This window comes from Bradyrhizobium sp. I71, assembly GCF_022354745.1.
GTDB lineage: Bacteria > Pseudomonadota > Alphaproteobacteria > Rhizobiales > Xanthobacteraceae > Bradyrhizobium > Bradyrhizobium liaoningense.
On sequence record NZ_CP059398.1, the window covers coordinates 6,292,790 to 6,312,681 of the forward strand.

A 19,892-nucleotide genomic window follows, 5' to 3' on the forward strand; every position below is an offset into this window, starting at 1 on the left:
CCATGGGACGCATCATCTGCTGCGGTCTCGGCCCCGGCGATCCTGATCTGATGAGCGTGCGCGCCGATCGCACGGTTCGCAAGGCGCAGCATGTCGCCTATTTCCGCAAGAAGGGCAGGCCGGGCCAGGCGCGCCGCATCGTCGAGGGCATGTTGGCTGCCGACGTCACCGAATATCCCATGGAATATCCTGTTACGACGGAGATCGCTTTCGCGAGCCCGGAATATGTCAATTTGCTCGCCGGCTTCTACGACGAATGGGCCGAGCGCCTGGCCCGCCTTTCTCGCGCGGTCGACATCGTCGTGCTCTGCGAGGGCGATCCCTACTTCTACGGCTCCTTCATGCATCTGCACACGCGCCTGCAGGGCCGCGTCGCGATCGAGGTGATCGCCGGCATTCCGGGCATGGTCGGCTGCTGGAACGGCGTCGGACAGCCGATTGCGCTCGGCGACGACGTGACGACCGTGCTGATGGGCACGCTTCCTGAAGACGAGCTTGAGCGCCACATGCGCGATTCCGATGCGCTCGTCGTCATGAAGACGGGCCGCAACCTCGCAAAGGTGCGCCGCGCGCTCGCAGCCGCCGGCCGGCTCGACGACGCCTGGCTGGTCGAGCGCGGCACCATGCCGGACGAGCGCGTGCTGCGGCTGGCCGAGACCGATGCCGCCGATTGCCCCTATTTTGCGATCGTGCTGGTGCACGGCAAGGGCCGGCATCTGGACGCAGCCGAATGACGGGCACGCTGACCATCGCGGGTCTCGGCCCGGGCAGCGAGGCGCTGGTGACGCCGGAAGTCTCGGCGGCGCTTGCAGCCGCGACCGACATCCTGGGCTACGCGCCCTATGTCGCCCGGGTGCTGCCGCGACCTGGGCTCACCCTGCATCCGTCAGACAATCGCGAGGAGCTGCAACGCGCGAGCGAGGCCTTGCGGCTGGCGGCCGAAGGCGGCCAGGTCGTCGTCGTGTCGTCCGGCGATCCCGGCGTGTTCGCGATGGCCTCGGCCGTGTTCGAGGCGCTCGAACGGGCGCCGCAATGGCAGGCGCTGCCGATCCGCGTGCTGCCTGGTATCACCGCGATGCTGGCGGCGGCCGCGCATGCCGGCGCGCCGCTCGGTCATGATTTCTGCGCGATCAATCTCTCCGACAATCTCAAGCCGTGGGCGGTGATCGAGAAACGCCTCCGCCTCGCGGCGGAAGCCGATTTTGCCATCGCGATGTACAATCCGCGCTCGGCAAGCCGGCCGGAGGGATTTGGCCGCGCGCTTGCGGTGCTTCGCGAGGCCGGTTGCGGCGAGCGGCTGGTGATCTTCGCGCGCGCGATCAGCGCGGCTGACGAGAGGATCGCGACCGTCACGCTGAACGAAGCGACGCCTGAAATGGCCGACATGCGCACGCTCGTGATCGTCGGCAATTCGCAGACGCGCCGCGTCGGCCGCTGGGTCTATGCGCCGAGGCGGGTAGAATGACCGAGCCACTGCATCACGTCGGCGACCTTCTCGACCCGCAATCGCTCGGGCAGTTGCGGTCGCGTGATCATGACCACGGGCAGGCCCAGCGTACGGGCCGCGTCGATCTTGGCGCGCGCGCCGTCGCCGCCGGAATTGCGGGCGACGATCCAGACGATGCCGCGCGCGCGCAGCATCTCCAGTTCGCTTGGAAGCGTGAACGGTCCACGCGACACGATCACATCGGCGGCGAAGGGCAGGGGCGCCTCTGGCGGATCGACGAACCTCAACGTGTAGGCATGCTGTGGCTTGCTCGCGAACGGCGCGATGTGCTGGCGGCCGATGGCGAGGAACACGTTTGTCGGCGCGTCAGGCAGCGCGGCGACTGCCGCGTTGACATCGCGCGTTTCGATCCACTTATCGCCGGGCGCTCTCGTCCAGGGCGCGCGTTCCAGTGCGATCAACGGTGCGCCGGTTTCCGCACACGCCTCGACCGCGTTCCGGCTCATCTCGGCCGCGAAGGGATGCGTCGCGTCGATCACATGGGTGATACTTTCGCGGCGAATGTAGTCGGCAAGGCCGCTCGCGCCGCCGAAGCCGCCGATGCGGGTCGGCAGCGGCTGGTCGGCCGGCGCGCGGGTACGGCCGCCATAGGAATAGACGGCGCCAATGCCGGCGCGCGCGATCTCCGCTGCGAGCAGGCTCGCATCGGCCGTTCCGCCCAGAATGAGGGCGCGCGTCATGTCTGATCCCTGGCTGACAATCATCGGTATCGGGGAAGATGGCCTTGCCGGGCTGTCCGAGGCAAGCCGAAAGGCGCTTGCCAGGGCTGAAACCGTCTTCGGCGGTGAGCGCCATCTCGCGCTTGCGGAGGCAGGCAGCCGTGGCCGCCCGTGGCCGGTGCCGTTCGACGCAAAGATCGTGCTGAGCTGCCGTGGCCGGCCGACGGCGGTGCTCGCCTCCGGCGATCCGTTCTGGCATGGCGCCGGCGCGAGCCTCGCCCAGATGCTCGATGGCGGCGAGTGGATCGCGCACCCCGCGCCGTCGACATTCTCGCTTGCGGCCGCGCGGCTGGGCTGGCGCCTCGAATCCGTGACGTGCCTCGGCCTTCATGCGGCGCCATTCGAGCGTCTCATGCCGCACTTGTCGCAAGGCGCACGCATCCTATGCCTGGTGCGCGACGCAACGGCGGTCGGCGATCTCACGAAATGGCTGACACAACGCGGATGGGGCGGCTCACTCGTGTGGACTCTGGCTGCGCTTGGCGGCCCACGCGAAAGTATCGACCAGCATCGCGCCGATCTCTTTGCCGGGGATATCGCAGGCAATCTGGTTGCGGTGGCGGTGCAGGCGCAGGGAGGCCAGGGCATTCCCCGCAGTTCGGGATTGTCGGACGATCTCTTCGTCCATGACGGGCAGATCACCAAGCGGCCGGTGCGCGCGCTCGCCCTCTCGGCGCTGGCGCCGCGGCCAGGCGAGCGACTGTGGGACGTCGGCGCCGGTTCGGGTTCGATCTCGGTGGAGTGGGGGCTGTGTGGTGGGACAGCCACGGCCATCGAGCTGCGCGAAGATCGCGCCGCGAACATTCGCAGCAATGCAGCCGCGTTCGGATTGGCGCATCGGATCGTCATCGTTTCGGGGAAGGCGCCCGAAGCCCTTGCTGCGCTGGAGCCGCCGGATGCCGTCTTCATCGGCGGCGGCCTCGATGGCGCGATGTTCGACGCCATCTGGGCGCGGCTCTCGCCCGGAGCGCGGTTCGTCGCACATTCGGTCACGCTGGAGACGGAAGCGCTGCTCGCCGAGCTGCACCAGCGCCATGGCGGCGATCTGATGCGGGTCGAAATCGCGCATGCGGCCCCACTCGGTCGCTACCGCTCCTGGGAGGCGACGCGGCCGGTGGTGCAATGGAGTGCGATCCGATGAAAGTCGCTGGTCTGGGCTTCAAGAGCGACGTGACGCTCGCCTCGTTGCGCGAGGCGCTCGCGACAGCCGGCGGCCCCGAAGGTCTTGCGGCATTCGCGACCGTCAGCGACAAGGCCGACGCGGAGGCGCTGAAGCAGCTCGCGCAGGAATGCGGTGTGCCGATCAAGGCCGTTCCGGCCGACAGGCTGGCCGGCATCGACACGCCGACGCAGTCAAAACTCGTCGCGGAAAAGTTCGGGACGGGATCGCTTGCCGAGGCCGCGGCGCTCGCTGCGGCCGGTCCTCGCGCGCGGCTGATTGCGACACGCGTCGTCTCGCGGGATCGCACCGCGACCGCGGCGATCGCCGAAGGAGATGGCGCATGACGGTGCATTTCATCGGCGCCGGCCCGGGCGCGCCCGATTTGCTGACGCTGCGCGGCCGCGATCTGATCGCAGCCTCTCCGGTCTGTCTCTATGCCGGCTCGCTGGTGACGGAGGGCGTGCTGGCGCATTGCCCGCCCGGTGCACGCATCGTCAACACCGCGCCGCTCTCGCTCGACGAGATCATCGCGGAGATCGCCGCCGCGCATGCAGAAGGCAAGGATGTCGCGCGGCTGCATTCCGGCGACCTCTCGATCTGGTCGGCGATGGGCGAGCAGCTTCGCCGCCTGCGCGCGCTCGGCATTCCCTGTTCGGTGACGCCGGGCGTGCCTGCTTTCTCGGCCGCTGCAGCGGCACTGGAGACCGAGCTGACGCTTCCTGGTCTCGCCCAGACCGTGGTGCTGACGCGCACGCCGGGCCGCGCCAGCGCAATGCCTAAAGGCGAGAAGCTCGCCGCATTCGCCGCGACCGGCGCGGTGCTCGCGATCCATCTGTCGATCCACCTGCTCGACAAGGTCGTGGCCGAGTTGACGCCGCATTACGGCACGGACTGCCCGGTCGCGATCGTCTGGCGCGCGAGCTGGCCGGACCAGCGCATCGTCCGCGCGACGCTTGGCACGCTTGATGCGACCGTGGGCAGCGAGATGGAGCGAACCGCGCTGATCCTGGTCGGCAGGACGCTTGGTGCTGCGGATTTCGACGAGAGCCGTCTCTATGCCGCCGACTACGACCGCCGCTATCGGCCGGTCGGCGCCGAGCCGCGTTTTCCGGAGGCATCGTGATGGCCGCAGCGCTCGTCATCTCCGCGCCGGCCTCCGGTGTCGGCAAGACCACGCTGACGCTGGCGCTCGCGCGCGCATGGCGCAATCGCGGCCTGAACGTGCAGTGCTTCAAGAGCGGGCCCGACTACATCGATCCCGCGTTCCACGCCGCCGCAACGGGCCGCGCCTCCGTCAACGTCGACAGCTGGGCGATGGATCGCGGAGCGATCGCGCATCTCGTCAGCCGCGGTGCCGACGCCGACGTCGTGCTTGCAGAGGGCTCGATGGGCCTGTTCGACGGTGTCGCCGCGCGCGGCGTCTCCGGCACCGGCGCCACCGCTGACATTGCGGAGATGCTGGGCTGGCCGGTGGTTCTTGTGATCGATCCCTCGGGCCAGGCGCAGACTGCGGCGGCGATCGCCGCAGGCCTTCGCGATTATCGTGCCGGCGTGCGCCTTGCGGGCGTCGTGCTCAACCGCGTCGCCAGCCCGCGTCATGAAGATCTGGTGCGGCGTGCGCTCGTTGATGCCGGCATCGCCGTGTTCGGCGCGCTGCCGCGTCATGCCGAGATCAGCCTGCCGAAGCGGCATCTTGGCCTGGTGCAGGCCGAGGAGCGGGCCGAGATCGGCCAGCTGATCGACGAGACCGCGCGCTTCGTCGCCGAGCATGTCGATCTCGATGCCGTGCTGCGATCGGCGGCTCGCTGGTTGCCGCAACCCGCCGCGAACGGTCTCAACGTGGCCCCACCCGGGCAACGCATTGCGCTCGCCCGCGACGCGGCTTTCTCCTTCGTCTATCCGCACATGCTGGAGGCCTGGCGCGCGGCGGGCGCCGAGATCTCGACATTCTCGCCGCTTGCCGATGAAACGCCTGACGCGAGCGCCGACGTCTGCTGGCTTCCTGGCGGCTATCCCGAACTGCACGCCGGCAAGCTCGCGGCCAATGCGCGCTTTCGGAGCGGCCTGCGCGCCTTCGCCGAGACACGGCCGGTCCACGGCGAGTGCGGAGGCTATATGGTTCTGGGCACAAGCCTCACCGATGCCGACGGGCTCCGCCATGAGATGACGGGCCTGCTCGGCCTCGAGACCAGCTTTGCCAAACGCCGCATGCATCTGGGCTATCGTCTCGCCGAACTGGCTGCGCCGATGCCGGGGCATCAGCCCGGTGCACGCCTGCGCGGTCACGAGTTCCACTATTCGACGATCGTCGCGCAGCCGGACGCGCCGCTGGCGGTCGTGCACGATGCGACGGGCGCCGCCATGGCCGAAACCGGCTCGCGGCGCGGCCACGCCACCGGTACATTCTTTCATCTGATCGCGGAGGACCGGTGAAAGGATTCGTGTCGTTCATTTCCGCCGGACCCGGCGATCCCGAGTTGCTCACGGTGAGGGGCGCTGCGCGGCTGCGCGAGGCCGACGTCGTGCTCTATGACGACCTCGCCTCCGGCGCGATTCTGGATCTCGCCCGGCCCGGCGCCAATCTCGTCGCGGTGGGAAAGCGGGCAGGGCGGCCCTCGACCAAGCAGCACCACGTCAACCGTCTCCTGGTGGACTATGCCGCGACGGGCGCGCGCGTGGTGCGGCTCAAGTCCGGCGATGCCGGCATTTTCGGCCGGCTCGAGGAGGAGCTGGAGACGCTGCGCGAAGCCGGCATCGGCTATGAGATCGTTCCCGGCGTCACTGCGGCCTGCGCCGCCGCCGCCCAGGCCGGCATTCCCCTGACCCGTCGGCATACCTCCCGCCGGGTGCAGTTCATCACGGGGGCCGATGTCAGCGGCGAGCTGCCGTCCAACCTGAACTGGGCGGCGCTGGCCGATCCCGAGGCCACGACCGTGGTCTATATGGGCCGGCGCACCTTTCCGGCGCTTGCCGCAAAATTGATCGCGCACGGCCTCGCCGCGGAGACCCCGGCGCTGTTCGCCGAATCCCTGGGCCGACCCGACGAGCGGCTGGTCCGCACCACGATTGCCGAGCTTGCCGAGCAGCTTGCCCGCGGCGGTGCCGCTTCCACCGCCGCCGTGATCCTGTTCGGTGCGCTGGCGGGGGATTATCCGTCATGATTGTCTTGGCCGCGCCTCGCCCCTTGACGCAGGCTCGGCGAAAGGGGCACACAGGAGAGGCAAGGTGCTCGACGCGGCGCAAAGCGCCGGAGCATAATCGGGAATGGGGATGGGCGGACCAAGTTGCGGCGCCCAAAACCCCAGCCGCCCCCGCGACTGTAAGCGGTGAGGGGCTCCGATCAGCCACTGGGCCGCAAGGTCCGGGAAGGCCGGAGAACCCAGTGAACCGCGAGCCAGGAGACCGGCCCTGCACGTTTTGAGGCCAAGGCCGTCGGGTGTGACGGCAGGAAGGATCTGAGCCATGCATATCGAACCGGGAATCGTCACGGGCGCCAAGCTCGTATTGAGTTACGCAACCGGCATCGCCGCAGGCGGCGTTGCGCTGAAGCTGGCGGCCGAAACCGTCCGCACGCAGGGCGTCGGCTCGTTCGCCGCGCGCACGCTCGCCACCACGGGCCTCGTCTTCACCTTCTTCCAGGTCCTGCCGCACTTCCCGGTCGGCGTCTCCGAAGTGCACTTCATCCTCGGCTCGACCTTGTTCCTGCTCTTTGGTGCTGCGCCCGCCGCCTTCGGCCTCGCTTTCGGCCTGCTGCTCCAGGGGCTGTTGTTCGAGCCCGCCGACCTGCCGCAATACGGCATGAACGTCACCACGCTGCTGGTGCCGCTGCTCGCGATCCAGGCCATCGCCACGCGCATCATTTCGCGCAACACCGCCTATGTCGATCTGAAGTACGGTCAGGCGCTGGCGCTGTCGACGACTTATCAAGCGGGTGTTGTCGCCTGGGTGGCGTTCTGGGCGCTCTACGGCTCCGGTTTTGCCATGAGCAACCTCGCCAACATCGCGACCTTCGCGGCCTCCTACGCGCTGGTCATCGTGATCGAGCCGCTGGCAGACCTCGCAGTGCTGGCGCTGGCGAAGTCGCTGCGTGGCGTCACCGCGCCCGGCCTCGTCACTCCGCGCCTGCACAGCGGCGCCTGAGAGACAAGCGAAAGGGCGGCCTTGATTGCCGCCCGTCGCGCTCGCGATGCTCACGCTCTCCCTGATAGGCATCGGTTGCGGCGATCCCGAGCAGCTCACGCGCGCCGCGATCGCTGCCATCAACGCGGCCGATCTCGTCCTGATCCCACGCAAGGGGGCTGCGAAGTCCGATCTCGCCGATCTCCGGCGAACGATCTGCGCGGACTTGCTCACCAGTGACAAGACAGCCATCGCCGAATTCGACCTTCCCGTGCGCGACGCCGGTGAGGCCGACTACCGCAAGGGCGTAGACGATTGGCACGATGCGGTTGCCGCGACCTGGTCGCAGACGATCGCGAGGCATCTCGATGGTGAGGGCAAGGTTGCGCTCTTGATCTGGGGCGATCCGTCGCTCTACGACTCCTCGCTGCGCATTGCACGGCGATTGAATCCGTTGCCGGCGATCGAAGTCGTGCCCGGCATTACCTCGATCCAGGCGCTGTGTGCGGCGCATGCGCTGCCGCTCAACGACATCGGCGAGCCGTTCTTGGTCACGACGGGGCGGCGCTTGCGCGAAGGCGGCTGGCCGCAAGGTGTCGATACCGTGGTGGTGATGCTCGACGGCGGCACGGCGTTCCAGTCGCTCGATCCGGAGCGTCTGCATATCTGGTGGGGCGCCTATCTCGGCATGCCCGATCAGATCATCATGTCCGGCGCGCTGGCCGAGGTCGGTCCGCACATCGTGATCGCGCGGCAGGAAGCGCGCGAGCGGCACGGCTGGATCATGGACAGCTATCTTCTCAAGCGCAGGGCGTAAGCGAGGCAGCATGCTCCCCGAATGGGTCCACCGGAAATGCCCCGAGATCTCCGCACATCATCGCGATGCGGCGATCGCGCGGCAGGCGCAGCTGACCAAGCCGACCGGCGCGCTCGGCCGGCTCGAGCAGCTCGCGATCGAGCTTGCGGGCTTGCAGGCGACCGAAGAGCCGCGCGCCTTGCGGGTGCCGATCATCATCTTCGCCGGCGATCACGGCATCGTCGCGCAGGGCGTGTCGGCCTATCCGCAAGCCGTGACGATTGCGATGATGGCGAATTTTGCCTCCGGCGGCGCGGCAATCTCGGTGCTGGCGCGCGAGCTGGGTTCGAGCCTGGAGGTGGTCGACGCCGGCACGCTGGCCCGGGAGCAGATGGCGGGCGTCGTCACCGACAAGCCGCGCAACGGCACGCGCGACTTCAGCGTCGAGGCTGCGCTGACGCCCGCGGACCTCGCCTTTGCCTTCGAGGCCGGCCAGCGTGCGGTGGTGCGCGCCGAGGCCGGTCGGCCAGATCTCCTGATCCTCGGCGAGATGGGCATCGGCAACACCACGACATCCGCGGCGATCGCGGCGAGCCTGCTTGGTGTGAGCGCCGCGGAGATCGCGGGCAGCGGCACCGGCGTCGATGCGGCCGGCCGCGCGCACAAGGCACGGGTGATCGATGCGGCGATCGCCCGCCACGGCGTCGCCGGAGCGTCGGTCGAGCAGATCCTGTGCGCCGTCGGCGGCCTCGAGATCGCGGCGATCTCAGGCGCGATCATTGCGGCCGCGCAAGCCCGCATTCCGGTGTTGATCGACGGCTTCATCGTGTCCGTCGCGGCGCTGGCGGCGGCGCGTCTCAATCCGTCCTGCCAGCCGTTCCAGCTCGCCTCGCATCAATCGGCGGAGCAGGGGCATCGGCTGGTGCTGCGCGCGCTGAACGTGCAGCCGCTGATCAGCCTCGATCTCAGGCTCGGGGAGGGATCGGGGGCGGCCATCGCGCTGCCGCTGGTCCGCGCGGCCTGCGCGCTTCACAACGGTATGACGACCTTCGCGCAGGCCAACGTGCCGGATCGCCAGGCCTGATGCGGCTCAAGCCACGCGCTGGTTGACGGAGACGACACGCCAGCCCGCCGCGAGCCGGTCGATCCGGGTCAGCGACAGCGGATCGATCACGAAGCGCAAGGCGGCTTGCGGCGTCAGGTCCAGTGCAATGCAGAGCGCGGCGCGGATGGTGCCGGAATGCACGACGAGCGTTGCCGATCCGGCCCCGATCCGCGACAGTCCCAGCCGGACGCGGGCGATCTGATCCGCAAAGCTTTCGCCGTTCGGCGGCCGTCCGTGCGCCGGATCGTGCCAGAACTGCGCGTAAGTCTCGCCACCGGTCGCGGCGAGCTCGTCATGCCGGCGGCCGGTCCAGTCGCCGAAATCCTGCTCGCGGAATTCGCTGACCAATTCCGGTTCGAACCCCAGTGCGCGCGCGGTCTCGACGGTGCGCCGCGACGGGCTGGCATAGCTGGTGGCATCCGGCGGCAAATGCCGCCGCAGAGCCGCCAACGCTGCGTGATCGCCGAGATCCGCCCGCGCATCAGTAGCATGGATCGTCCCCGCCACGCCCTCGACGGTCGCATGCCGTACCAGCCAGAGGAAGGTCTCGCCTTCCATGCTCATCTCCAGGGAAGTTGGTCGCTGTGGCCACAACGCCGCAACTGGCGCATTGACTCTGTCATGATGGTAATCCTAGATGATCGCGACGGTTTCCCCGAGAGGGAATGAAAAGGGAATGCGGTGCGGGGAAACTTGTCCCCAATGCCGCGGCTGCCCCCGCAACTGTAAGCGGTGAATCCTTCGTCAGAAGCCACTGGGTCCTCGGTCCCGGGAAGGCGACGAAGCGGTCACGACCCGCGAGCCAGGAGACCTGCCGTCAGCCGTGGTCACACGCGAAGATGTCGGTCGGGGAGTACAGACATTCGGCTTCATCGGACGGCCCGAAAGGCCAACAGATGAGACCTCGTTCGCTGTGACGTGCCACTGACGTCATACCGAGGTTTCGTATCGTGTCTTCCATCTGTATCTTACGGCCGAGCCGCTTCCTGCTCGCCTCCGCTACGCTCACGTCGTTTGTCATCGCTGATATCCCTGCCGCCCTGGCGCAGCAGGTCCGCGAACCCCTGCCGCCGGTCGAGGTCTCGCCTGCCGAAACCGGCAGGCAAGCCAAGCCGGCCGGCCGTGAAGCGCAGCGCGCGCGCCGTGCAGCCGCGCGCCGGCCAGCGACCGCATCGGCTCCGCCCAAGCCGAGCGCGCCGGCTGCGACAGCGCAGACGCCGCTCAACAGCAATGTGGTGGCCGAAAGCGCCTCGCGGCTCGGCCTGACGGTGCGCGAAACGCCGGCGACGGTCGAGGTAATCTCGGCCGAGACCATGCGCGAGCAGGGTTATCGGACGGTCTCGGAGGTGGCGCAGGGTGCCGTCGGCGTCACCTCCGGCGATAATCCGGCCGAGCCCGCGGCGTTCTCCATGCGTGGCTTCACCAACAGCCAGATCAATACGCTCTACAACGGCATCAAGATCGGCCCGCAGAACATGACCTCGCGGATCACCGACACCGCCAATCTGCAGGCCGTGGAGTTTCTCAAAGGCCCGGCCTCGCTGATGTCAGGTGAGGGTGCCGCCGGCGGCGCCATCAACTTCGTCACCAAGCAGCCCCACACCGGACCGATCCGCAACGAAGCCGAGTTCTCCTGGGACTCGCTCAACTCATTCCGCGCGCATTACGGCTCGGGCGGCAGCACCAATGTGCAGGGCCTCGACTATCGCTTCGACATCAGCCGCTCCGCCCTCAACGGTTTTGCCGACGACACCAACATCAAGACGTTCGGCACGTCCGGCCAGCTCGACTACCGCATCTCCGATAGTCTCAAGATCTGGGGCGCGCTCGAGTACCGCGAGGACCGCTCCAAGGCCTATTGGGGCGCGCCGCTGGTGCCGGTCGCTTTCAGCGGCTCGCATGCAACGACGGGGATCGTCTCCGGCAATTACGTCTCGAACTACAACGGGACCAATCTCGGTGCCGTCACCATCGACGACCGCACCTTCAACACCAACTACAACGTCCTTGATAACCGCAACGTCGCCCAGGAAGTGTGGCTGCGCGGCGGCTTCGAGCTGAAATTGGCGCCTGACCTGACGCTGAAGAGCCAGGCCTATGGCTATGGCGCAGAGCGGAGCTGGTTCAACAACGAGATCGAGGCGTTCAATTCCACCACGAACCTGGTCGATCGCGAGCGCTTCTATGTCGCGCACAGCCAGCGCCAGGTCGGCAACATCACCGATTTGATCTGGGACACGAATATCGCAGGCTTCGACAACCGGCTGGTCACGACCTTGTCGACAAGCTATCTCGATTTCGTCAGGCCGGGCGCGGCAAACTTTCCAGGCGATTCCGTTTCGCTGGTCGATCCCAATCGCGGCTACTACGGCCTGCTCACGACCCAGCAGCAGGCCGCGCGCATCGATAACGAAGCGCTCTCGTTCGAGGACCGGCTGAAGCTCACGCGCAGCTTCGCGCTGGTCGGCGGCCTCCGCGTCGAGCATATCGGGCTCGACCGCAATTCGACCAACGTGAGCGGGCAGGAGAAGGCAGGCTTTCCGTTCACGAAAGACTGGGCGCCGGTGACGGGCCGCATCGGCTACACCTGGGAGGCCGTTCCCGGCCTGACCTTCTTCAGCCAGTACGCCACCGGCGCCGACATCGCCGCCAACAACATCTTCCTGCTCGCACCCACCCAGCCGCTCGACCTGACGACCGCGCGCACCTACGAGACCGGCGTCAAGCATCTGTTCTGGGACAACAGGGCGGAATGGTCGTTCTCGGCCTACGACATCCTGCGCAAGAACGTCTACGCGGCGGCCGGCGGCATGCAGCTCAACATTGCGGGCCGACAGGAGTCGAAGGGCGTCGAGCTTGCCGCGGCGGTGCGGCCGATCGAGCCGCTTCGGCTGTGGGGCAACATCGCCTATGTCGACGCTCGTTATGCCGACTACGATTTCGTCGGCGGCTCGTTCTCCGGCAACACGCCGCCGAACGTGCCGCGTATCGTGGCCAATGCCGGCGCGTCGTATCGGTTCTTCACGCCCTGGCCGGTGGAGCTCGGCATCACCGGCCGTCATGTGGGCGACCGCTACAACACCGATGCCAACGTCGTGACGATGAAGGCGTACACGGTGGCCGACGTCTATGCCTTTGTCGATATCCCCAAGACGGTGTTCAATGCGGTGGACCGGGCCCGCCTGACCTTCCGCATCCGCAACATCACCGACAAGCGCTATGCGATCTGGGGCGATCCGTTCTACCCTGACCAGATCCTGCTGGGCGCGCCGCGCACCTACGAGATCTCGGCCGCGTTCAAATGGTAGGACGCTGAAGGCATGATGGGCGCGATCGTCCTCTCGCACCGCTGGCTCGGGATCGCGTTCTGCCTCCTGTTCGCGATGTGGTTCGCGACCGGGATCGTGATGCACTTCGTTCCGTTTCCGTCGCTGACGGAAGCGGAGCGGTTTGCCGGGCTCGCGCCCGTGGATCCCGGCGAGATCAGGATTTCGGTCGGAGACGCCGTGGCCGCGAGCGGGATCGTGGATGCCGCGCGCGTGCGGCTGATCCAGCGGATCGACGGACCGGTCTACATCGTGTCGGGTCCGGCGCGTTCCCGAGCGGTGCGCGCCTCCGACGGGCAGGATGCATCGGTGATCTCCGCCGATGCCGCGCTCGTCATCGTGCGAGCTCACGCCCGTCAGCGTGGACTCGACGCAGCACGCGCCGCGATCGCCGGGCATTCTGACTACGATCAATGGAGCGTGCCGAACGGATTCGACCGCCACCGGCCGTTGTTCCGCGCTGCCCTCGGCGATGCCGCCGGGACGGAGGTCTATGTCTCGTCATCGACCGGCGAGGTGGTGCTTGACACGACGCGCAGCGAGCGCGCCTGGAATTGGGCCGGCAGTGTTCTGCACTGGATCTATCCCACGGTTCTGAGAAGCAACTGGGCGCTGTGGGATGGGGTGGTCTGGACCTTGTCGCTGCTCGCATTGATCGCAGCATTGCTTGGTGCGGTGCTCGGGATCGCGCGGGTGAGGATTCGAGGACGTCTGATCTCCTCACCCTATCGTGGCTGGCATGCCCTGCACCACCTCATTGGGCTCGCGGCGATGCTCTTCGTGCTGAGCTGGATCTTCAGCGGCTGGCTCTCGATGGATCACGGGCGGCTGTTCTCGCGAGGGCATTTGACCCCGGCCGAGGCCGGCGTGATCAACGGTGCGCCGGATTGGAGGGAGGCCGCATCGCTCGATCGCCAGTCAATATCTTCCTCGGCCCGCGAGGTCGAATGGTTCGGCTTCAACGGCACCGTCTATCGGCGCGACCGGGTCGCGCTTGGCGGTCAGAGATTGATCAGGGCAGGGGATCTGCCGCACGATGAGCCGACGGGATTTCTCAGCGCGCGCGAAGTCTTGGCATTGACGTCGCGCCTCGCCCCGCGCTGCGACGCGCCGTCCGTCGTCGCCGATGATGATTTTTACAACGTGCGATCAGCTCTGCCGGGTTCACCTGTCTATCGCTCGCGCTGTGGCGAGTTCTGGTTCGACATCGATGGCGCGGAAGGCCGCGTGCTGCAACGGCTGGATGCGTCGCGGCGGGCCTATCGCTGGGTCTACAGCGCGTTGCACACGCTGGACTTCCCCGCCCTCATGGCACACCCGCGTCTGCGTGACGTCCTGGTCGTTGGGCTCTGCGCGGTCGGGCTGGTATTCTCGATCACGGGCATCGTCATCGGCTGGCGGCGTTTGCGTCAATCCAACCCTGTCTTGCCCGGCGCCCAATAGGCCTTGGTCCTCATCCGCGATGCTGCGACGCCGGCCGCTTTCAGGGCCCGGCTGATGCGCTGGATCGACGAAGCCTTGCCCGTCAGGACGAATTGCGCGCTTGCTGAAAGGCGCAGCAGTTCGGCCTCGACGGCTGCGAGATGGGCATCCTCGGCGCTGCGCGCGATCAGTGTCGCACTGCCGAGACCGATCGCCGCCAGAACGGGACTTGCTTCCGCGGCATCCGAAACCTCGAACACGTGGATTGTACCACCCGCCTGCCGGCTCTCCTTGAGTGCGGAAGCAAGGCCGAATGAAGTTTCATCGCCGAACACAACTATGGGCGGTTCTCCCGCGGAAGGATCGAGTGAGCGGCGCGGGCCGAAGAGCCAGCACATGTCGCCTTCCTGCAAGCTGCTTGCCCATTGGCTGCCAGGACCGCTGCCGTGCGCGAAAGCCAGCAATGTCGTGCGTCCGTTCTCCGCGTCCCACGACATCGGCGTGTAGGTTCGCGCGCTCAGGCCGGATCCCATCGCGACCTGGATCTTCTGACCCACGCTCCATGCGAGGCCCTTGAGTGCGTCGCCCTCGAGCGCGATCGACCGAAAGCGGCGGGGCGAGAGCACCTCGATCCCGGCGATGCGCGCAGGGCGCATCAGCCATTGCAGCAACATGCGCGTGACCCGTCCCTGCGGCGGCTTCGATGGCTCGGACATCCGGGGTTGGTCGGGCTCGTTCAAGGCCTGGCTCCAATCATTTCTCAGCGGTCGCCGGGACTACCTGGTCCTGATGGTCAGTTCGTTGCCGCGCCCCGGATTGAACGGCAGCGGCAGCGAGAGATAGCCATTCTGCGGATCGCGCACGTAGTCGAGATAGCCCGCGCCTTCCGCAAACGCGTTCTCGCCAATGATCACTGCGCCGCACTTCAGGTGGGGCTCGAGCAGCTTCAGGATGGGAAGATAGAGCGTGAACGCGCCGTCGAGCATCACCATGTCGATGTCGCCGCCGACGCCGGCCTTGAGGGTCTCGCGCGCATCGCCGACGCGAAATTCGACCAGGTCGTCGAGCCCTGCGGCAGCGAGGTTGGCGCGTGCACGCGCGATCTTGGCGGGCTCGAGATCGGTCCCGATCAGGCGGCCGCCGCTCATGTCGCGCAAGGCGGCGGCCATGTAGATGGCGGAAATCCCCATCGAAGAGCCGAACTCCACGATGCGCGTCGCCTTGCAGGCGCGGGCGCAGAGGTAGAGAAACCGACCGAATTCGGGGCAGACGTTCAGGAAATTGTCCGCGAGCCCGCGATAGACCCCCGCGAGATCCCTGGTCTCGGCTTCGATGAAGTGGCTGATGGTGCTCTGCTGATCGGTTGCTTCGCCCATGGCTTGCATCAGCGGCGCATCGGCAGCCTCCGCTTCCCGATGAAGACGGAGGAGAACGTCGGCGACAAGGCCTTGGCTGAGGGAATCCATGTTTCTCGGCTCCGGAAAATGCGCCCACGGACGGGCCTTGGAGCCTGAATACGGAATCGGTCTGGCGGCCGCATTCCGCGAACGTGACAATCGATTGCGATTTCCGGTCAGTGCGCGAGGACGCGGCGCTCGGCGAGGTATCGCGCCGGCGGCTTGCCCAGGGCTTTGCGGAACATGGTGACGAAGGCGCTCGCGCCTTCATAGCCGAGATCGAGCGCCACAGCGTGCACCGACGCTCCCTGGTCGAGGCGCTGAAGCGCAATCAGGATGTGGAGTTGCTGGCGCCAGCGGCCGAAGCTCATGCCGGTCTCGCGTTGCAGGATGCGGGTCAGGGTCCTCGGAGCGACGGCCATGCGGCTGGCCCACTCGTCGATCGTCGCGCGGTCGGAGGGATCGGCGATCATGGCACTCGCGATCCTGCGCAGCCTGGCATCGGCCGGCATCGGGAAGCTCAGCTCTTCGGTGGGCGCCAGCGCCAGCTGGTCGAGCAGGACAGTTGCGATCCGCCCGTCGGGGCCGTCGGTGTCATACAGGGCCGGCATCCGGGTGACGTGCACCAGCAGACGTTCCAGCAGCGGCGAGATCGACAGCGTGCAGCATTGCCCGGGCGGCCTTGGCACCGCACCCGGTTCGACGAACAGGCAATACACTTCGACGTTTCCGGCGACGCTGACACTGTGGGGGACATTTCGCGGAATCCACAGCCCACAGCGCGGCGGCACGATCCAGACGCCCGGCCCAGCCTCGCAGCGGACGACACCCCGCAAGGTCAGGACGAGCTCGTCCTTGCAATGGGTGTGCATGGCAAGCTCGGTGCCCTTGGTGACCATCTCGCCGCCGAAGGCGGCGATGGCGCGCGGAACGTCCTCCGGATCGAAATCGACCGCATCATCGGAACGAAGATCGTTGTCGTTGAGCCGGAAGAAGGGCATGGCGGCGATGGTCGATCCGATGATGACTGGCTGGCTCCGGCTATATCGAGACCGAGCCGCCGATTTTCAATGCGGAAGGCGCCAGTCTCGATTGGTTCTAACGGGCCATTCCCGGCGGCCTCCGTGATCATGGCAGCTGAGGGGATCAGCGATGCCTTGCGAGCGCAACATTGGTCCCTTTTCGCCGGCCGCCTTTCGGTGTAGCTCTGCGCCCAGTCGCGAGGTGGTGGACGCCAATGCCGCCGCCGAAATCATGCAGGAGGCAGCACGGATGTACCCGAAAGTTCAGATGTTCATCGCCGGCGAGTGGACCGATGGTTCGTCCGGCAAGTCGGAGAACATCCTCAATCCCGCCACCGGCCAGCCGATCGGCAAGACCCCGCATGCCTCGCGTGGGGATCTCGACCGCGCGCTGGAGGCGGCCAAGGCCGGCTTCGAGATCTGGCGCAAGACCTCGCCGTTCGATCGCTACAAGCTGATGCGCAAGGCCGCCGACATCATCCGCTCGCGCGCCGCCGAGATCGCGCCCGTGATGACCATGGAACAGGGCAAGCCGGTGGTGGAAGCGCAGGGCGAGACCATGCTGGCCGGCGACCTCATCGACTGGTTCGCGGAAGAGGCGCGCCGCGCCTATGGCCGCATCGTGCCGCCGCGGATGGGCAACGTCTCGCAGCTCGTGACCAAGGAGCCGGTCGGCCCGGTCGCGGCTTTCACGCCCTGGAACTTCCCGATCAACCAGGCGGTGCGCAAGATCTCGGCCGCGCTGGCCGCCGGCTGCTCGATCATCGTCAAGGGCCCGGAAGAGACGCCTGCAAGCTGCATGGAGCTGGTGCGGGCCTATGTGGATGCGGGCATTCCGGCCGGCGTCGTGCAACTTGTATTCGGTGTGCCGGCGGAAGTGTCGGAGTATCTCATTCCGCATCCGATCATCCGCAAGATCAGCTTCACCGGCTCGACCGCCGTCGGCAAGCATCTGGCTGCGCTCGCGGGCTTGCACATGAAGCGTGTCACCATGGAGCTCGGCGGCCATGCGCCGGCGATCGTGTTCGCGGACGCGGACCTCGACAACGCCGCAAAAATCCTGTCGGCTAACAAGTTCCGCAACGCCGGCCAGGTCTGCGTCTCGCCCACGCGCTTCCTGGTGCATGAGAGCGTCTACGAGCCCTTCGTCGACAAGTTCGTGGCGGCCGCGAAGAGCCTCAAGGTCGGCAACGGCCTCGACAAGGACACGCGCATGGGACCGCTGGCGAATCCGCGCCGCGTCGATGCCATGGAAGGCTTTGTCGCCGATGCGGTCCAGCGCGGCGCCAAGGTCAAGGCCGGCGGCAAGCGCATCGGCAATGAAGGCTTCTTCTTCGAGCCGACGGTGCTCACCGACGTGCCGCGCGATGCCCGCATCATGAACGAGGAGCCGTTCGGGCCGCTGGCGCCGATCACCTCGTTCCGCAGCTATGACGAGGTGGTGGCCGAGGCGAACCGTCTGCCTTACGGCCTGGCGGCCTATGCCTACACCACCTCGACCAAGACGATGCAGGCCATCGGTGCCGACATCGAGAGCGGCATGGTGTCGATCAACCATCACGGACTCGCGTTGCCTGAAGTGCCGTTCGGCGGCATCAAGGATTCCGGCTACGGCTCCGAAGGCGGCCTCGAGGCGATCGAGGGCTATCTCAACACGAAGTTCGTGACCCAGGCGAGCGCGTAACGAAGTGTCGCGCTGTCATTCCGGGGCGCGCTCCCGGAATGACGGCGGACAGTACCTGCGTTGCCCGGCAGGCGAGACATGAACAACAGCCGTCATCCGAGCAAGCGTGTATCCCTTGCCGGGATCCATATCGACCGGACCTCCGCGGTGCCGCTGCACTTGCAGATCGCGAAGCATATCCGGGACGGCATTCTCTGCGGCGCCTTTCCCTCAGGAACGCAATTTCTCGGTTCGCGCGAGATCGCGCGCGAACTGGGTTGCTCGCGGACCGTAGTGCTGACGGCATGGGATCTGCTCTACGCCGAGGGCTATCTGGAATCGACGCCGCGCGGCAGCGTCATGGTGGCATCGGTGGCGGCGCCTCATGCCGAACCATCGTCCGCGTTGTCTGCGGCCAAACCCGCCCACATGTCGGAACGCTGGCGATCGCTGCTGGCCTTCGACTACGAGACCAACTGGCCGTCGGAGTTCAGTCCCGGCGCGCCTGACATCTCGACCTTTCCCTTCAAGGATTGGTCGCGCCTGCTGCGCCAGGCCTGGCAGAATCCAAGAGAGCAGGAGTGCCTCGATCTTCCGCCCGAAGGCCATCCGCGGTTGCGGAGCGAGATCGCAAACTTCCTCAGCTCCGTGCGCGGTCTCGTTTGTTCGCCGGACGAGGTCGTCGTCACCTCCGGCACGTCGGGTGCACTGGATTTCTGCAGCCGGATGATCCTCGATCCCGGCGACGAGGTCTGGGTCGAGGAGCCCGGTTTCGTCGAGGCGCGATGGGCGCTCACGGCGGCCGGAGCAAAGCTCGTTCCGATTCCGGTCGACGACAAGGGACTGGTCGTCTCGGAAGGGATTCGGCGCGCACCACGCGCGCGCCTGATCGTGGTCACGCCATCGCATCAATATCCGCTCGGGATCAGCATGGGCCTGGAGCGGCGGCTCGAGCTTCTCGACTGGGCGAACAAGAACGACGTCTGGGTGATCGAGGATGACTACAATTCGGAGTTCAGGCATCAGGACAGCATGATCGCCTCGCTGCGCTCGCTCGATCGCGAGGGCCGGGTGATCTATTTCGGCACCTTCTCGAAGATCATGATGCCGAACCTGCGGCTCGGATACCTCGTTGCGAACAGGCATTTCATCGAAGGGTTCGCCAAGGGCCGCGCGCGCATCGACGTGCACACCTCCGGCATCGGACAGCTCGCCTTGGCGGAATTCATGCGGGAAGGCCATCTGCTGCGGCACCTGCGCGCAATGCGGCGGGTCTATGCTGCGCGGCGAAAGGCGCTGATCGACGCGATCGGAGCGCTGATGCCGGATGATCTGACGGTGTCCTCCGCCGTCACCGGCCTGCACCTGGTGGCGTTGTTCACCGACGCAATGCAGGCGCGGATGAGCGATCGGGAGGCGGCCGCGGTCCTGAAGCGGGCCGGCATCCACGTGCAGCCATTGTCGCAGAATTTCCTGGAACGGCCGACACGGCAAGGCCTGGTGTTCGGCTACGGGCGGTTGCGCGTCGAGGATGCCGCTCCGCTACTTGCAAGAATTGCAGCCTGCATCGGCGGCGCCTCTCGCGACGCACCATCCGACCCGCCCAAGTCGCTCTCTTACTGATCGTACAATAAAGAGAGGCTGAGCCGACCGC

General features: G+C 66.9%; 19 protein-coding genes and 2 riboswitches. Of the genes, 14 read left to right on the forward strand and 5 right to left on the reverse strand.

Annotated features, from left to right (window positions below; translation table 11 throughout):
* Window positions 1-2 precede the first annotated feature (2 nt).
* Together FJV43_RS30075 and cobJ are read left to right on the forward strand one after the other, a co-directional pair.
* Window positions 3-734 carry a precorrin-2 C(20)-methyltransferase gene (locus FJV43_RS30075; RefSeq protein ID WP_239622603.1) on the forward strand — a complete coding sequence of 244 codons (732 nt, stop codon included), beginning with the start codon at window positions 3-5 and terminating at the stop codon, window positions 732-734.
* The gene (gene cobJ / locus FJV43_RS30080) at window positions 731-1,465 is read left to right on the forward strand and encodes a precorrin-3B C(17)-methyltransferase (RefSeq protein WP_239622604.1); all 735 of its coding nucleotides are present in this window, start codon (window positions 731-733) and stop codon (window positions 1,463-1,465) included. The genes FJV43_RS30075 and cobJ overlap by 4 nt, the downstream gene beginning before the upstream one ends.
* Here cobJ and FJV43_RS30085 read toward each other — a convergent pair.
* The gene (locus FJV43_RS30085; protein ID WP_239622606.1) at window positions 1,441-2,187 is read right to left on the reverse strand and encodes a cobalt-precorrin-6A reductase; all 747 of its coding nucleotides are present in this window, start codon (window positions 2,185-2,187) and stop codon (window positions 1,441-1,443) included. The two genes, cobJ and FJV43_RS30085, sit on opposite strands and share 25 nt — an antisense overlap.
* Here FJV43_RS30085 and cbiT point away from each other — a divergent pair.
* The 8 genes from cbiT (at window position 2,186) to cobT (ending at window position 9,387) form a co-directional block, all read left to right on the forward strand.
* Window positions 2,186-3,367 carry a precorrin-6Y C5,15-methyltransferase (decarboxylating) subunit CbiT gene (cbiT, locus tag FJV43_RS30090; protein WP_239622607.1) on the forward strand — a complete coding sequence of 394 codons (1,182 nt, stop codon included), beginning with the start codon at window positions 2,186-2,188 and terminating at the stop codon, window positions 3,365-3,367. The genes FJV43_RS30085 and cbiT overlap by 2 nt on opposite strands.
* Entirely contained in the window at window positions 3,364-3,732 is a 369-nt protein-coding gene (locus FJV43_RS30095) for a cobalamin biosynthesis protein (protein WP_239622609.1), read from the forward strand. Before cbiT ends, FJV43_RS30095 begins: the two co-directional genes overlap by 4 nt.
* Window positions 3,729-4,511, forward strand: a complete 783-nt coding sequence (gene cobM / locus FJV43_RS30100) for a precorrin-4 C(11)-methyltransferase (protein WP_239622610.1) — start codon at window positions 3,729-3,731, stop codon at window positions 4,509-4,511. The genes FJV43_RS30095 and cobM overlap by 4 nt, the downstream gene beginning before the upstream one ends.
* On the forward strand, window positions 4,511-5,821 hold the full coding sequence (locus FJV43_RS30105) for a cobyrinate a,c-diamide synthase (RefSeq protein WP_239622612.1): 1,311 nt from the start codon (window positions 4,511-4,513) through the stop codon (window positions 5,819-5,821). The genes cobM and FJV43_RS30105 overlap by 1 nt, the downstream gene beginning before the upstream one ends.
* Complete coding sequence (cobA, locus tag FJV43_RS30110; RefSeq protein ID WP_345946106.1) at window positions 5,818-6,549, forward strand: uroporphyrinogen-III C-methyltransferase; 732 nt, start codon at window positions 5,818-5,820, stop codon at window positions 6,547-6,549. Before FJV43_RS30105 ends, cobA begins: the two co-directional genes overlap by 4 nt.
* A gap of 45 nt (window positions 6,550-6,594) precedes the next feature.
* Window positions 6,595-6,814: riboswitch (cobalamin riboswitch) on the forward strand.
* Between the two features lie 36 nt (window positions 6,815-6,850).
* Complete coding sequence (locus FJV43_RS30115) at window positions 6,851-7,528, forward strand: energy-coupling factor ABC transporter permease (protein WP_239622616.1); 678 nt, start codon at window positions 6,851-6,853, stop codon at window positions 7,526-7,528.
* Between the two features lie 46 nt (window positions 7,529-7,574).
* On the forward strand, window positions 7,575-8,324 hold the full coding sequence (gene cobF / locus FJV43_RS30120; RefSeq protein ID WP_239622618.1) for a precorrin-6A synthase (deacetylating): 750 nt from the start codon (window positions 7,575-7,577) through the stop codon (window positions 8,322-8,324).
* Between the two features lie 10 nt (window positions 8,325-8,334).
* Window positions 8,335-9,387, forward strand: coding sequence for a nicotinate-nucleotide--dimethylbenzimidazole phosphoribosyltransferase (cobT, locus tag FJV43_RS30125; RefSeq protein ID WP_239622619.1), 1,053 nt, complete (start codon window positions 8,335-8,337; stop codon window positions 9,385-9,387).
* A 6-nt stretch (window positions 9,388-9,393) separates the two neighbouring features.
* Here the strand turns inward: cobT and FJV43_RS30130 are convergent, their stop codons facing one another.
* Complete coding sequence (locus FJV43_RS30130; protein WP_239622621.1) at window positions 9,394-9,966, reverse strand: histidine phosphatase family protein; 573 nt, start codon at window positions 9,964-9,966, stop codon at window positions 9,394-9,396.
* Between the two features lie 72 nt (window positions 9,967-10,038).
* Window positions 10,039-10,242, forward strand: a riboswitch (cobalamin riboswitch).
* A gap of 116 nt (window positions 10,243-10,358) precedes the next feature.
* Here FJV43_RS30130 and FJV43_RS30135 point away from each other — a divergent pair.
* Window positions 10,359-12,716, forward strand: a complete 2,358-nt coding sequence (locus tag FJV43_RS30135) for a TonB-dependent receptor (RefSeq protein ID WP_239622623.1) — start codon at window positions 10,359-10,361, stop codon at window positions 12,714-12,716.
* A 12-nt stretch (window positions 12,717-12,728) separates the two neighbouring features.
* On the forward strand, window positions 12,729-14,177 hold the full coding sequence (locus tag FJV43_RS30140; RefSeq protein ID WP_239622625.1) for a PepSY domain-containing protein: 1,449 nt from the start codon (window positions 12,729-12,731) through the stop codon (window positions 14,175-14,177).
* On the opposite strand, the gene FJV43_RS30145 is transcribed toward FJV43_RS30140, so the two are convergent.
* The 3 genes from FJV43_RS30145 to FJV43_RS30155 all read right to left on the reverse strand — a co-directional run bounded on the left by FJV43_RS30145 (window position 14,144) and on the right by FJV43_RS30155 (window position 16,554).
* The gene (locus FJV43_RS30145; protein ID WP_239622627.1) at window positions 14,144-14,896 is read right to left on the reverse strand and encodes a siderophore-interacting protein; all 753 of its coding nucleotides are present in this window, start codon (window positions 14,894-14,896) and stop codon (window positions 14,144-14,146) included. The genes FJV43_RS30140 and FJV43_RS30145 overlap by 34 nt on opposite strands.
* Window positions 14,897-14,932: 36 nt before the next feature.
* Window positions 14,933-15,622, reverse strand: coding sequence for a class I SAM-dependent methyltransferase (locus FJV43_RS30150; RefSeq protein ID WP_239622628.1), 690 nt, complete (start codon window positions 15,620-15,622; stop codon window positions 14,933-14,935).
* Between the two features lie 107 nt (window positions 15,623-15,729).
* Window positions 15,730-16,554, reverse strand: a complete 825-nt coding sequence (locus FJV43_RS30155; RefSeq protein ID WP_239622630.1) for a helix-turn-helix transcriptional regulator — start codon at window positions 16,552-16,554, stop codon at window positions 15,730-15,732.
* Between the two features lie 271 nt (window positions 16,555-16,825).
* Here FJV43_RS30155 and FJV43_RS30160 point away from each other — a divergent pair, with 271 nt between their 5' ends.
* Window positions 16,826-18,259, forward strand: a complete 1,434-nt coding sequence (locus tag FJV43_RS30160) for an NAD-dependent succinate-semialdehyde dehydrogenase (protein WP_239622631.1) — start codon at window positions 16,826-16,828, stop codon at window positions 18,257-18,259.
* A gap of 78 nt (window positions 18,260-18,337) precedes the next feature.
* Window positions 18,338-19,861 carry a PLP-dependent aminotransferase family protein gene (locus FJV43_RS30165; RefSeq protein ID WP_239622632.1) on the forward strand — a complete coding sequence of 508 codons (1,524 nt, stop codon included), beginning with the start codon at window positions 18,338-18,340 and terminating at the stop codon, window positions 19,859-19,861.
* Window positions 19,862-19,892: the final 31 nt, after the last annotated feature.